1 protein-coding gene is annotated in these 1,109 nt (G+C 48.5%); it reads left to right on the top strand.

Translation table 11 applies throughout. The features are described 5' to 3' along the window. A partial coding sequence (hflX, locus tag IQ242_RS25425) for a GTPase HflX (RefSeq protein WP_193961859.1) occupies window positions 1-1,050 on the top strand: 1,050 nt, incomplete at its 5' end. Between the last annotated feature and the right edge of the window lie 59 nt (window positions 1,051-1,109).

Below are 1,109 nucleotides of genomic sequence, written 5' to 3'. Positions count from 1 at the left end.
GATATGAGCGATCGCCAGTTTGAGGACGGTTTAAGGGAATTAGAGCGTTTAGTTGATACCGCCGGGGGCAAAGTTTTGCAAGTCACCCGACAAAAACGGGATCATCCCCATCCTCAAACAGTGATCGGTTCGGGAAAAGTGGCAGAAATCGCCCTACAGGTGCAAACTTCGGGGGCTAATTTAGTTGTATTCAATCGCGACCTTTCTCCCGCCCAAATTCGCAATCTAGAGAACCAAATCGGGGTGAGAGTGGTCGATCGCACCGAGGTGATTTTGGATATTTTCGCCCAACGGGCCCAATCCCAAGCGGGTAAACTACAGGTAGAATTAGCCCAATTAGAATACACTTTACCCCGTCTCACTGGGCGCGGATTAGCCATGTCGAGATTAGGGGGAGGAATTGGCACTCGCGGACCGGGGGAGACAAAATTAGAAACAGAACGCCGAACTATTCAACGTCGTTTATCCCGTCTCCAGGATGAGGTGGATCAACTGCAAGCTCATCGTTCCCGTTTACGCAAACAACGGCAAAAACAAGATGTAGCCAGTGTGGCGATCGTCGGTTACACCAATGCGGGAAAATCTACTTTAATTAATGCTCTCACCGCTGCCGAAGTTTATACCGCCGATCAACTGTTTGCTACCCTCGATCCCACCACCCGACGCTTAACTATTACCGATCCCCTCACCCAAGTCTCTCACACCCTTTTACTAACCGATACGGTGGGTTTTATCCACGAATTACCCCCCTCGCTGGTGGATGCTTTTCGGGCAACTTTAGAGGAAGTAACGGAAGCAGAAGCATTACTCCATCTGGTGGATCTCTCCCATCCAGCTTGGGAAAGTCAGATTGCCTCGGTGTTAAAAATCCTCTCGGAGATGCCGATTCAAACCGGTCCGATGTTAATGGTGTTTAATAAGTTGGATCAGGTAAAAAGCGACGATTTGGAAATAGCTAAGGAAAAATATCCCCAAGCTGTTTTTATCTCGGCTATTCGTCGGCTAGGATTGGAAACTTTAAAACAAAAGTTAATCGATTTAACCGCTTAATTAGGGTCTGCTGAAAAAGTTTTTCGGTGGTGGCAGGGTGTGGGGTGTGGGGTGTGGGG

This window comes from Microcystis sp. LEGE 08355, assembly GCF_015207185.1.
In the GTDB taxonomy this organism is placed as follows: Bacteria; Cyanobacteriota; Cyanobacteriia; order Cyanobacteriales; family Microcystaceae; genus Microcystis; species Microcystis panniformis.
The sequence above is the reverse complement of the archived record's forward strand: the minus strand, read 5'-3'. Positions and strand labels throughout refer to the sequence as shown.